General features: G+C 34.2%; 13 protein-coding genes and 2 tRNA genes. 3 read left to right on the top strand and 12 right to left on the bottom strand.

The features are described from left to right. Window positions 1–4 precede the first annotated feature (4 nt). Window positions 5–1468, top strand: a complete 1464-nt coding sequence (locus tag LPB248_RS05400) for a glycoside hydrolase family 125 protein (RefSeq protein WP_177210540.1) — start codon at window positions 5–7, stop codon at window positions 1466–1468. A 24-nt stretch (window positions 1469–1492) separates the two neighbouring features. Next, entirely contained in the window at window positions 1493–2392 is a 900-nt protein-coding gene (locus LPB248_RS05395; RefSeq protein WP_177210539.1) for an ROK family protein, read from the top strand. 163 nt (window positions 2393–2555) lie between these two features. Here LPB248_RS05395 and LPB248_RS05390 read toward each other — a convergent pair. Further along, window positions 2556–2643: transfer RNA gene (locus LPB248_RS05390), tRNA-Ser, on the bottom strand. Window positions 2644–2936: 293 nt separating this feature from the next. Between LPB248_RS05390 and LPB248_RS05385 the strand changes: the two genes are divergently transcribed. Continuing rightward, window positions 2937–3137 carry a YqaE/Pmp3 family membrane protein gene (locus tag LPB248_RS05385; RefSeq protein ID WP_204251877.1) on the top strand — a complete coding sequence of 67 codons (201 nt, stop codon included), beginning with the start codon at window positions 2937–2939 and terminating at the stop codon, window positions 3135–3137. Window positions 3138–3299: 162 nt separating this feature from the next. On the opposite strand, the gene LPB248_RS05380 is transcribed toward LPB248_RS05385, so the two are convergent. The 11 genes from LPB248_RS05380 to LPB248_RS05330 form a co-directional block, all read right to left on the bottom strand. Beyond that, window positions 3300–3384: transfer RNA gene (locus tag LPB248_RS05380), tRNA-Ser, on the bottom strand. Between the two features lie 150 nt (window positions 3385–3534). Further along, complete coding sequence (locus LPB248_RS05375; protein ID WP_095931760.1) at window positions 3535–3933, bottom strand: acyl-CoA thioesterase; 399 nt, start codon at window positions 3931–3933, stop codon at window positions 3535–3537. Between the two features lies 1 nt (window position 3934). Continuing rightward, the gene (ribB, locus tag LPB248_RS05370; protein WP_177210538.1) at window positions 3935–5068 is read right to left on the bottom strand and encodes a 3,4-dihydroxy-2-butanone-4-phosphate synthase; all 1134 of its coding nucleotides are present in this window, start codon (window positions 5066–5068) and stop codon (window positions 3935–3937) included. A gap of 2 nt (window positions 5069–5070) precedes the next feature. Further along, a complete protein-coding gene (locus LPB248_RS05365) occupies window positions 5071–6522 on the bottom strand; it encodes an LptF/LptG family permease (RefSeq protein WP_177210537.1) in 1452 nt (483 codons plus the stop codon). Window positions 6523–6530: 8 nt separating this feature from the next. Beyond that, the gene (locus LPB248_RS05360; protein WP_111377989.1) at window positions 6531–7223 is read right to left on the bottom strand and encodes a LolA family protein; all 693 of its coding nucleotides are present in this window, start codon (window positions 7221–7223) and stop codon (window positions 6531–6533) included. A 7-nt stretch (window positions 7224–7230) separates the two neighbouring features. Beyond that, a complete protein-coding gene (locus tag LPB248_RS05355; protein WP_177210536.1) occupies window positions 7231–9684 on the bottom strand; it encodes a DNA translocase FtsK in 2454 nt (817 codons plus the stop codon). An 18-nt stretch (window positions 9685–9702) separates the two neighbouring features. Continuing rightward, the gene (locus tag LPB248_RS05350) at window positions 9703–10077 is read right to left on the bottom strand and encodes a diacylglycerol kinase family protein (protein WP_177210535.1); all 375 of its coding nucleotides are present in this window, start codon (window positions 10075–10077) and stop codon (window positions 9703–9705) included. 13 nt (window positions 10078–10090) lie between these two features. Then, entirely contained in the window at window positions 10091–10588 is a 498-nt protein-coding gene (gene tpx / locus LPB248_RS05345; RefSeq protein WP_177210534.1) for a thiol peroxidase, read from the bottom strand. A 401-nt stretch (window positions 10589–10989) separates the two neighbouring features. Further along, entirely contained in the window at window positions 10990–11247 is a 258-nt protein-coding gene (locus LPB248_RS05340; RefSeq protein WP_008462029.1) for a DUF6952 family protein, read from the bottom strand. Window positions 11248–11351: 104 nt separating this feature from the next. Continuing rightward, a complete protein-coding gene (locus tag LPB248_RS05335; protein WP_008462030.1) occupies window positions 11352–11660 on the bottom strand; it encodes a thioredoxin family protein in 309 nt (102 codons plus the stop codon). 185 nt (window positions 11661–11845) lie between these two features. Further along, window positions 11846–12484, bottom strand: a complete 639-nt coding sequence (locus LPB248_RS05330) for a peroxiredoxin (protein ID WP_012024184.1) — start codon at window positions 12482–12484, stop codon at window positions 11846–11848. Between the last annotated feature and the right edge of the window lie 16 nt (window positions 12485–12500).

The following is a 12500-nucleotide window of genomic DNA, read 5'->3' as shown; positions in this document are numbered from 1 at the left end:
ATATATGCAGTCACGTAGAAAATTTATAAGAAATGCAGGCATTTTTTCAGCAGGATTATTGGCACTTCAAACAGAAGCTTTTGGGTTTAATTCAGATACTTTTCAGTTTCCGCTAAAAGATTTTGTTTCTAAAAGACCTCCTGTTGCTGAAAGAAAATTTACAAGCAAAGCAATTGAAGCTGCTATCGTACGCATTAAAAAACAAATTGCAAATCCAGAATTGGCATGGATATTCGAAAACTGTTTTCCAAACACATTAGATACAACAGTCGATTTTGAAATTATTGACGGAAAACCAGATACGTATGTAATTACAGGAGATATTGACGCGATGTGGCTTAGAGACAGTACAGCGCAAATCTGGCCGTATATTCCGTTTGTAAAAGAAGATCCGAAACTGGCAGAACTGGTAAAAGGCGTAATTAATCGTCAAGCGAAATGTATTCTGTTAGATCCGTATGCGAATGCTTTTTATAAAGATTTTACGAAGGAAAGCGAATGGAAAAATGACCTTACTAAAATGCAGCCCGGAATCCATGAAAGAAAATGGGAAATTGACAGTTTGTGTTACCCAGTTCGATTAGCACACGGATACTGGAAGGAAACAGGAGACATCAGTTTATTTGATGCCAAATGGAAAGAAGCGATGCTTTTGATTCTGCAAACTTTTAAAGAGCAGCAGCGAATGGATGGTAAAGGAGGACCTTATAGTTTTCAGCGTCAGACGGCTTGGGCGACAGATGGCGTTCCTTTAGGCGGTTATGGTTATCCTGTAAAACCGTGCGGATTAATTGTTTCGACTTTCAGGCCAAGTGATGATTCTACTTTGTTTGGTTATCTGATTCCGAGTAATATGTTTGCTATTGAAGTATTGGGCTATTTAATTGAAATTTTCTCTTTACCTGCTTTAAAAGACAATGATTTGGTTGCGAAAGCCACAAAATTAAGAGACGAAGTTCAAAAAGGACTTAATGAACACGGAATCATCAATCACCCAAAATTCGGAAAAATTATTGCTTTTGAAGTAAACGGATACGGCAGTTTCCACATGATGGACGACGCTAATGTACCATCTTTATTGTCATTGCCTTATTTAGGTGCTATTGCTCCAAATGATCCTTTGTACCTAAATACACGAAAAGTGGTGCTGTCTGAGAATAATCCGTTTTTCTACAAAGGAAAAGCAGGAGAAGGTATTGGTGGTCCGCACACAGGAGTAGATACGATCTGGCCAATGAGTATTGTTTTGAGAGCCATTACAAGTGTAGACGAAAAAGAAATAAAAGCTTGTATCAGCAATTTAATCAAAACCAATGCTGATACAGGATTTATGCACGAATCGTTCCACAAAGACGATGTGAATAAATTTACCCGTAAATGGTTTGCTTGGGCGAATACATTATTTGGCGAAATGATTGTACACACCAGTATTCATTATCCTCAAATTTTAAAAGACAAAAATATCTAGTACTAAAAAGCTAAATAAACATAAATGAATACATCACATGCCATTGGGCTGGATATAGGAGGAACGCATATTACAGCTGCGGTTATTGATAAAACAGAAATGAAAGTGCTTGACTTTTCACTTTGTAAAGAATCTTTTGATTCAAATATGCCGGCAGATCAGGTTATGAGTATCTGGAAAAAAGTAATCAGCACCGCAATAGAAAATTCTAATATAAAAGATATTACAGGAATCGCAATTTGCATGCCTGGACCATTCGATTATAAAAACGGAATTTGCTGGATTAAAGATCAGTCTAAATACGAACATTTTTACGGATTAAACATTCGAGAATTGCTTTTGGAGACTCTTGGTTTTCCTGCAGATTTTCCAGTTCTTTTTGAAAATGACGCTGTTTGTTTTGGAAAAGGTGAAGTTTTTAAACAACAGGAGAATCTTTCTAAAAAAGTAATGGCTGTAACATTAGGAACTGGATTAGGAGCTTGTTTTATTGATAAAGGAACATCAATCAGTTCGGGTAATTCTGTTCCAGCTGATGGCGAAATTTACAATTTGCCTTATAAAAACGGAATAGCAGAAGATTATGTTTCGGTTAGAGGTCTTTTATCATATTACAAATTTTTAAGCGGTAGCGATCTCAATAATGGCTTAGAACTTTATAATCTAGCAAAAAATGGAGACCAGCAGGCAATTGAGGTGTTTGAAAGAATGGGAGAGGACTTAGCGACAGTTGTAATTCCGTGGATAAGAAACTTCACAGCAGATCATATTATTATTGGCGGAAAAATTGCCAATGCAAGCGATTTATTTTTATCATCATTCAATAAAATAATTCAGGAATCTGACTTTAAAGTTGAGGTTTCCATTTCAAATGACAATGAAGTTGCAGCATTATTAGGAGCGGTCAGTTTCCTTTGTGATTAAAAACAAAAACGGATGAGGTATTAACTCATCCGTTTTTTGTTTTAACTGGTATTTTCAATCCCTCTTTTGTTTTGATAAAAACTAAGCTAAAAGCAATAAAAAAAGCCTTTAAATACACGTATTTAAAGGCTTTTACTTTTTAAGTTTCTTTTGAAACTTTATCTGGCGGAGAAAGAGGGATTCGAACCCCCGGACCTGTTACAGTCAACAGTTTTCAAGACTGCCGCATTCGACCGCTCTGCCATTTCTCCAGTATGTTGCTCTCATTTTCTGATTGCGAGTGCAAAGATAAGTTGTTTTTTGAATTGTGAAAATTTTTTTGGAACTATTTACAAAGAAAATGATTGTCTGAGAAAAAAGAAAACCTCTGATAAAGCTAAAGGTTTAACAGTGAGGCGAAAATGAAAAGAGCTAAATTTGGAGGTTTTGGTTTGCTTTGCGAAATATTTTAATTTTTCCAGAGATTCAGTTGTTTTTACTCTGCGAATGGAATCTTAAGTAACAAATTTGAAGATTTGCGACATATAGCTAAAACCAAATAAAAATGATGACTCTTATAGCAATATTTTTTCCGTGTATTTCCTTTCTTTTAAGAGGTAAAATTTTGACATCCCTACTTTGTTTAATTTTACAGCTTACTTTAATCGGCTGGTTGCCTGCTGCAATATGGGCTGTTATATCACTTCAGAATTCTAGAGCCGACAGACGTAATGCAAGATTAATTAAGGCAATGCGAAATAGATAATTGTTTTTATGCATGTTGTTTTATAAAACAACATTGCTTTAGGATTGAAGAGGTCAGTTTAAAATAGGCATTGAATGTAGAGTGGAAATTTAAAACATTTCCATAGGTATATTATGGTAAAAAAGAAAAACCCTTAACATAGTTAAGGGTTTTAAATTTCAGCGGAGAAAGAGGGATTCGAACCCCCGGACCTGTTACAGTCAACAGTTTTCAAGACTGCCGCATTCGACCGCTCTGCCATTTCTCCAGTATGTCGCGATCATTATCTGATTGCGGGTGCAAATATAAGACGGTTTTTCGGTTATAAAAACTTTTTTCGGACTTTTTTTTAAAGTTTTTTAAGATAATTTTCAAGTGTCTAATTATCAGTATTTCCGAAATTGCTATTTTTAAAAAATTAGTCTAAATCGTCTAAAATTGGCGTTGGTTTTTTGTGTTCATCAACAGCAACAAACGAAAAAGTTCCTGAAACTACCGTTTCGCGAAGTTCAGAATACATTTGTTCCATAAAAATATCAACATGAATTTTACAGCTTGTTCTTCCAACGCTATCTACTTTTGCTACTAATTCGATTAAAGTTCCCGCAGGAATCGCTTTTTTAAAGTCAATTTGTCCTGTAGAAATTGTAACTACTTTTTTACGGCTGAAACGTGTTGCACAGATAAAAGCAACTTCGTCCATTAAATGAAGAGCAGTTCCTCCAAATAAAGTGTCATAATGATTTGTTGTGCTCGGAAATACCGCTTTAAAAATACGGGTTTCTGATTTTTGAATTCTTTCTTCTACTGTCCCCATATTAGTAATTAACATATTCTGTAATTTCAAGTCCGTATCCAATCATACCCACTCGTTTTGTTTGCTCTGTATTCGAAACCAATCTAATTTTAGAAATATCTAAATCATGAAGAATTTGAGCTCCGATTCCGTAATCTTTGCTGTCAATAATTACTTTTGGAGCTTTTAAAGTTCCGTTAGCTTGTAATGATTTTAGCTCAGAAATTCTGTTTAAAAGATTAACTGCAGTCATGTCTTGATTAATAAAGATAACAGCGCCTTTCCCGTTCTCGTTAATCACTTTAAACATGTCATCCAATTGCTGTTCAGCATTATTAGTCAATGTGCCTAATAAATCATTATTTACCTGAGAAGAGTGAATTCTTGTCAAAATAGGTTCACCAAGATTCCAAGTTCCTTTAGTTAAAGCGATATGAATTTGTTTGTTGGTAGTTTGCTCGTACGCTCTTAAACGGAAAGTTCCGAAACGAGTCTCAATATCAAAATCTTCTTTTTTAACGATTAAGCTATCATGCTGCATTCTATAAGCAACCAAATCTTCAATAGAAACTAATTTCAAATCAAATTTCTTTGCCACTTTGATCAATTCTGGCAAACGTGACATTGTTCCGTCTTCGTTTAAGATTTCGCAGATTACACCAGCAGGTTTAAATCCTGCAAGACGTGCAAAATCAATTGCTGCTTCCGTATGTCCTGTTCTTCTTAAAACACCGCCTTGTTTAGCAATTAAAGGAAAAATATGACCAGGACGGGCTAGGTCGTGAGGTTTTGTATTTGGATCAACTAATGATTGAACTGTTTTTGATCTATCTGCTGCAGAAATTCCAGTTGTAACCCCTTGACCTTTTAAATCAACAGAAACCGTAAAAGCAGTTTCCATGTGATCTGTATTGTTGGTAACCATAGCACGAAGATCTAACTCCTTGCATCGGCTTTCTGTAAGCGGTGTACAAATTAAACCACGTCCGTGAGTAGCCATAAAGTTGATCATTTCTGGAGTAACTTTTTCGGCAGCAGCTAAAAAATCACCTTCATTTTCTCGATCCTCATCATCGACTACAATGATTACTTTACCTTGACGAATATCTTCTATAGCTTCTTCAATGGTATTCAGTTGTATTTTTGTTGTTGACATAATTATTTTTGCTTTTGAGCAGGTAAAAACTGCTCAGAGATTTTCTGAAATAGTTGTGAAATTGGAGTTGTAATCGCATCAAAATTAATTAAACCATTATCGTTTGTAGCGCGATAGGTTAATAATATGGCAAGCGGCGACAAGACAAAAGATGACATCCATGATCCCATAAATGGAGTCATACCGCCTTCTTGAGATAATCTTTTTCCGAATGTATTGATGAAATGGAAAGTAATAAAGATTAAAACGGCAAATACAATAGGAAGTCCAAGTCCTCCTTTTCTAATAATAGCTCCAAGTGGAGCTCCGATAAAGAACATTAAGAAACAGGCAAAAGCAATAACGAATTTTTCGTATAATGCATTATAGTGCTTGTTGATTTCTCGCTCTTTTTCTTTTAAATCTTTCTGTGTCGTTTCTATAGAATAAATATTGCTGGTAATATTGCTTCCAGCCATCTTTAGAATATCAACTTTATCTTTGTTAGAATAAATAGATAAAACATCATTCGGAAGCGGCTTCTTCTTGTTTTTTTGAGTGTCTGAAGAGAACTTTTTAATTCCAACTCGCTGATTAATATTCTCAGAAAAAGAAACAATTTCGTTGTCTAAATTTTTGTTCAAAGAATCTAAAGTATAGCGCAGTTCGTTAACATTTAACATTCCATTTGTTCCTGCAATGCTTTCTTTGCTGTCATCCACTTTGTTTAACTCAGATAAATCGATATTGATGATCTGTGTCTTAAATTTTCCTTTTATAAAAGGCATTTTAGCACGATCCTCATATTTTTTTGGAGTAACATCTTGGTAGTAATAACCGTCATTTAAAACCAGTTTTAAAATACTGGATTTTTCATTACTTACTAATACTCCGGTTTTAGCTTTAATTACGGTTTTATTTTCACCCATATTATTCGCTTTCTCATGAATAGTTACACCAGTCAAGTGATTGCCGTTTTCGCCGGTTTTTTTGTTTACTTTAATGTTATAAGTGCCAACATCGTTAAACTGACCCTCGGCAATTGCCATAGCTGGTTTTGCTTGAGCGATGTTTTTTCTAAAATTAACAAATTTATATTCGGCATAAGGAATGACGTTGTTTGCAAACCAAAAGGCAACAATACTTAAAACGAAAATAAAAATAATCAGTACTCTCATTGCTCTTTGCAGTGAGATTCCAGAAGATTTCATGGCTGCGAACTCATAATTTTCGGCAAGATTTCCGAAAGTCATGATCGAAGCTAATAAAACCGAAAGTGGTAAAACTAACGGAATAATTCGTGGCATAGAAAAAAGCAGGAATTTCACGACCAATATTAAGTCGAGATCTTTACCTGCTAGTTCTGAAATAAATAGCCATACTGTTTGAAGTATGAATATGAAAAATAAGATTACAAATACCGTAGTAAATGTAAGTAAGAATGTTTTTAATAAGTATTTGTCTAGTATTTTCAACCTTCTGATTAATCTAATTTATTGATGTAGTATTTCGGGTATTTACTCGCTACAAAGGTAAATTGATTTTTTGATAATGGCTGATTGGTTTTAAAAGAATTAACGGTTAAAGTTGTTTTTGTTCCGTTTTTTCCAGTTTCAATCAAATTGTAGATGTGTTTTGTCTGAACGTCAACACCTAACAAAATTTCTTTTCTTTGGTCTTTTCCGCTAGTTGGAACCAATTTGATATATTGAATTTTTCTTCCCTTTACATTCTGAACAATGTCCATGTTGTATTTGTAGCCAGAATTAAAGAAAGTAAGCATTTTTGAAGGAGTGATTGCATTATCATCTTTCTCGTTTACTTTAGAAATAGTAACTTCTTCGTCTTCAGGAACAATAGTGTAGGTTTTCTGACCGTCAAAAATTTTAGTAACGCCCATGAAATTCAAAACATATTGGTTTCCTTTCATCGTTACATTTCCTTTACTGTCTTGATTGATGTTTTCTTTGGCGTTATTCAAAGAATATTTAAAATCGATAACAATATTGTCGTAGCTTTTTATTTTAGAAGTCACTTCGTTCAATAAATCTTTTGCTTTTTTATCTTGAGCCTGAATAGAAGTGAAGCTCAAAAGCAAAATAATTGCCATTTGGAAACACTTTTTAGTCATGTTTGTGATAGAATTGTTGTTGATTTCTTGAATTTTTGCTTTCATGATTGGATTAATTTTGTTCATTATTAAAAAATTGATCAAGAGCATTTAAATCTAAGATGTTTACACTGCGTGCTTTACTGCCTTCAAACGGACCAACAATACCTGCTGCCTCAAGTTGATCGATCAAACGACCAGCTCTGTTGTATCCTAATTTTAATTTTCGTTGCAATAAAGAAGCAGAACCCTGCTGTGCATTGACAATAATCTCTGCCGCTTCTCTAAATAAAGTATCTCTTTCGGAAATATCTATATCAAGATTAATGCCACTTTCTTCTCCAACAAACTCTGGAAGCAAATAAGCTGTAGCGTAAGCTTTTTGTCCGCCAATGAAATCTGTAATTTTTTCTACTTCTGGAGTATCAATGAAAGCACATTGTACACGGATTACGTCGTTTCCATTAGTGTATAATAAATCTCCGCGTCCAATAAGCTGATCTGCACCTTGAGTGTCCAAAATAGTTCTAGAGTCAATTTTAGAAGTTACTCTAAATGCTATTCTGGCAGGGAAATTGGCTTTAATTAAACCTGTAATAACGTTTACAGAAGGTCTTTGGGTTGCAATAATCAAGTGAATACCAATAGCACGGGCTAATTGAGCCAAACGTGCAATAGGAACTTCGACTTCTTTTCCTGCAGTCATAATCAAATCGGCAAACTCATCGACAACCAAAACGATGTAAGGTAAAAATCGGTGGCCAGCTTCTGGGTTTAGTTTTCTAGATTTGAATTTTTCGTTGTATTCTTTAATGTTACGAACCATCGCATCTTTTAATAAAGAATAACGATTGTCCATTTCGACACAAAGTGAATTTAAAGTATTAACAACTTTTGCATTATCAGTAATAATAGCATCTTCTGTATCTGGAAGTTTAGCTAAATAATGTCTTTCAATTTTATTGAAAAGCGTAAGTTCTACTTTTTTTGGATCGACCAAAACAAATTTTACTTCTGCTGGATGTTTTTTGTATAACAATGAAGTTAACACGGCATTTAATCCAACAGATTTTCCTTGTCCAGTTGCTCCAGCCATCAATAAGTGAGGCATTTTTGCAAGATCGACAACAAAAGTTTCGTTTGAAATGGTTTTTCCTAATGCAATTGGCAATTCCATTTCGGCCTCTTGGAACTTTGCAGCTCCAATAACGCTTTTCATAGAAACCATAGTAGGGTTTTTGTTCGGAACCTCAATACCGATAGTACCTTTTCCAGGAATTGGTGCAATAATACGAATTCCTAATGCTGATAATGACAAAGCAATATCATCTTCTAAACTCTTAATTTTAGAAATTCTGATACCAGCTTCTGGCACAATTTCATATAAAGTAACCGATGGTCCAACGGTTGCTTTGATTTGTGCAATTTCAATTTTGTAGTTACGAAGTGTATCTACAATTCTGTTTTTATTTTCTTCTAATTCTTCCTGATTGATTGTAATTCCTCCAGTTGAATATTCTTTTAATAGATCAATGGTTGGGAATTTGTAATTGGATAAATCTAAAGTTGGATCAAATAGTCCGAAATCGGCAACTAGGCGAGAAGCCAAGTTTTCTTCGATAATATCTTCTTCCTCTGCTTTTTCAATTACAAAAGCTTCATCAGGAGAAACTAATGGAAGTTCTTGTTTTGGAGTAATTGGCTTTAAAACTGGATTTAATTCAATTTCAGACGAATGAGAAATAGTTGGCTTTAAAGCTTCTTTGTTAAGTTCGAATTGCGTGTCAACTGTTTTGATGTGAATGTCATCTATTTCAGGATCGCTTTCTACCTCTTCTTTAATAGCAAATTCTTCTAAATTATAAGCACTTTCAGGTTGATTTACCGCTGGTTTTAAAGTATCTAATTCTGATTTGAATTCTTTTTTAGTAGAATCAAAGTATGATTGAATTTTTTCTGGCGATAATTTGATTTTGAAAATCAGATAGATAATTAAACCAAAAAGCAATGTAAGCAAAGTACCTGTTTTTCCGATATAATCTTGCAGAAATAGATTTAGTTCGTAACCAATTGTTCCACCTAATTCTGGTGCAGAAGTGGCAAAGAAACCAAACAGTACAGAAACGATAATAATGGCAAAAATATCCCAGAACCATGTGTTTTTTAGTTTTTGGGTCGAAAGTTCCAATGCCAAAAACATTCCGGTTAGGAAAAATAGACGTACGAAAATAAAAGACGCAAGTCCGAAACCTCTGTAAATAATTAAATCGGCCAAATAAGCTCCGAATTTTCCGAGCCAGTTTTCAGCAACTTCAGTACGATCACCAAGCTGATTTACGACACTTTGGTCATTCTGCCATTGTCCGTTTACATAAAAAGAAATAAATGCGACTAATAGTGCAATAGAAAAAAGAACCAAAAGACAGCCTAAAACAAACCTTTGCTGTTTAGACATCTTAAATGATCTTTTAACTCCTTCCTGTTTTTCGTTTTTTTTATCTACAGTTTCTTTTTTATTTTTTGCCATTCTTGCGTTTTCCTTTGCCTAAATAAATTTTGGAATATAAATAATCAAACCTATTGCAATTGCGGTCATCGCGGCAAAAAATACCGCTCCGGCAGCAATATCTTTAATAAATCCGATTCGTTTGCTGTAATCAGGATGGATAAAATCGGCAATTTTTTCTACTGCCGTATTTAATCCTTCAATGCTTAAAACCAAACCGATGGCAAATGTCTGGCATAGCCATTCGGTTTGAGAAATATGAAAATAGAATCCAGCAATGGTCATGATAATTCCCAAAGAGAATTGAACCATGATGCTGTGTTCTGTTTTAATTAATTTTACAGCCCCGTTAAAAGCATACGTCATACTTTTTAAACGGCCTGTAACAAAAGTATTGTCTTTTTGAAACTCCATTTAAAGGAAAATATTATAGTGCTGCTAAAGCTGCTTCGTAATTTGGTTCGTTTGCAATTTCTGCTACTTGTTCTGTATGAACGATTTTTCCGTTAGCATCCACAACAATAATTGCTCTTGAGTGTAAACCTGTTAATGGTCCGTCAACGATTTCTAATCCATTTGCTTTACCAAAAGCACCAGTTTGAAAATCTGATAAGTTTACCACATTTTCTAAACCTTCAGCACCACAAAAACGTTTTTGAGCAAAAGGTAAATCTCTAGAAATACATAATACTGTAGTGTTTTCTAATCCGCTTGCACTTGCATTGAAAGTTCTAACTGATGTTGCGCAAGTTCCTGTATCAACACTAGGGAAGATGTTTAAAACTAATTTTTTACCTGCGAAATTGCTTAATGAAGCAACAGATAAATCGTTTTGTACTAATTTGAAGTCAGCTAATTGCGATCCAACTGCTGGTAATTCGCCTGATGTATGAACTGGATTTCCTCCTAATGTGATAGATGCCATGATTTTTGTTTAAAATTAATGAGGCTCAAAAGTAAGGATTAATATTTTAATCTAAAAGTATTTGTTAAGGGTTTAAGGAGAGATTAAGGATGGTTTTTTGGTGGCCACGAATTCACTAATTTATCAAATAATTTTAGATTTTAGAAGGTAGATTTTAGATTTAGTGCGATTGTGATTTTACCTTTGTCAAAGTTTAAAACTTTGACAAAGGTTTGATTTTGTTAGTAGAGCTACTTGTGTGGGCTTCGACTTCGCTCAGCCTGACAAAAAAATCGATAAACTGCGACTGAATACCGCGCTGACCACTAAAAACTGACCACTGTAAACAAAAAAAAGCGTCCCTAAATTAGAAACGCTTTCTCAGTCTTGTTTTTGTATTTATTCTTGGGAAGGAGGTCGACTTACTTATCGATTGAGCCTAATACACGTTTCATGAACGTATTTAAAGCTTCTTTTTTATCTGTTCCTTGAGCAACTAATTTTTGTACTTCAAGGGCACCATACATATTCGAAATCAATTCACCGATTACATCTAATTCTTCGTCTTTAAGAGAAGGAATTTCGGTCATCGCTTCTAGAACTTCGATCGTTTCTATGATATAATCCTGATCGTTTTCTTCGATGAATTGTGTTAAATGCTTAATTACAGGTAATTTCATGTTTAGATTTCTTAGATTTTAGACTTTAATAGACTTCTTAGACTTTCTATAAATTTTGCAACATCTAAGTTGTCTAAAATCTAAGTAAGTCTAACGATCTAAAATTAAACAATAGCGTTTACTAAGTCAATTAAAACTTCTTGTTTGTTAGTTTGCGTTTCACCAACTAATTGTCCGTTTACGAAAGTGGCAAATGTTGGCAAGTTGCTCACATTAGCTAATTTTCTAGACTCTGGAGAGTTTTCTGCATCAACCAAAACAAAAGTGATAGCTTCATTTTCTGTTGCTAATTTTTTGAATTTTGGTTTCATAATACGGCAATTTCCACACCATGAAGCTGAATATTGTACTACTACTTTTTCGTTTTTAGCAACTAAATCTGCTAACGTATCTTCGTTTAAGTCGATTAACATAAGTTTTATTTTTTGAGATTCTAAGGTGCTAAGATTCTAAGGTTCTGAGTTTTTGAACCTTTGTGGATTTTAGCAACTATAATTTTTTGAGATTTTTTGAGAGAGGATTAGATTTCTAAGTTACTAAGGCCTAAGAGTAAATCTTAGAACCTTAGCATCTTAGTATCTTAGAAACTAATTAAAAATTAGTTTGCACTTAAGTATTCAGCAGTACTGATTCTGTCTGCAGACATAGCTTCTTTACCAGCTTCCCAGTTTGCTGGACAAACTTCACCTTTAGTTTGGATGTGTGTGTAAGCGTCAACCATTCTTAAGTATTCGTTTACGTTACGTCCTAATGGCATATCGTTTACACTTTCGTGGAAGATTTTTCCAGTTTCGTCAATTAGGTAAGTAGCTCTGTAAGTTACGTTTGAACCTTCGATGATAACTGAATCAGTGTCTTCGCTGTAGCTTGTAGATTCGATATCAAGAATACCTAAAATGTTAGCTAAGTTACGATTTGTATCCGCTAAGATTGGGTAAGTAACACCTTCGATTCCACCATTGTTTTTTGGAGTATTTAACCAAGCAAAGTGAACTTCGTTTGTGTCGCAAGAAGCGCCAATTACGATAGTATTTCTTTTTTCGAATTCAGGTAAAGCAGCTTGAAAGGCGTGTAATTCAGTTGGACATACAAAAGTAAAATCTTTTGGATACCAGAATAAAAGTACTTTTTTATTGTTGTTTACTGCTTCTTCAAAAATGTTGATTTTTAAATTGTCACCCATTTCTGAGATAGCATCTACTGCAATACTTGGGAATTTTTTTCCTACTAAAGACATAATTTTCGTTTTACGT

Source organism: Flavobacterium sp. LPB0248, from assembly GCF_013388355.1.
GTDB lineage: Bacteria > Bacteroidota > Bacteroidia > Flavobacteriales > Flavobacteriaceae > Flavobacterium.
Note: the sequence above shows the minus strand (reverse complement) of the source record. Positions and strands in the feature narration are given on the sequence as shown.